Source organism: Thermodesulfatator autotrophicus, from assembly GCF_001642325.1.
GTDB classification, from domain to species: Bacteria; Desulfobacterota; Thermodesulfobacteria; order Thermodesulfobacteriales; family Thermodesulfatatoraceae; genus Thermodesulfatator; species Thermodesulfatator autotrophicus.
Map to the genome: position 1 here is coordinate 1 of NZ_LSFI01000122.1, position 375 is coordinate 375.

A 375-nucleotide genomic window follows, 5' to 3' on the forward strand; every position below is an offset into this window, starting at 1 on the left:
AGAAGAAGTATTTCATTCCTGAGCTTGAAAACTTAGAAGTGGGCGAAGAGCTTATTGAATCCTTTGACATCAACTACATACGCCCTGAAACCCTTCTTTTTCAAACAGGCTATCTGACAATTAAAGGCTTAGAATACATCCTTGGCAGGAAACGTTCGTATAAGCTTCGTTATCCTAACCTTGAGGTAAAGTCTGCTTTATCAGACCATTTGTTGTCTTACTTTGTGAAAGATTTAAAAGCCAAAACACAGAACGAGATTCGCCTGGCTCGTCTCCTTGAAAGTGGAGAAGTAAAAAAATTAATAGAAGTTTTTAAAGCAATTTTTGCCTCTATACCGCACGACTGGTATCGCAAGACGGAACTTCATCACTATG

The 375-nt window shown here is 38.7% G+C and carries 1 pseudogene; it reads left to right on the top strand.

Going from position 1 to position 375, the window contains the following annotated elements:
* A pseudogene (locus tag TH606_RS11805) lies at positions 1-375 on the top strand (hypothetical protein); the annotation flags it as partial.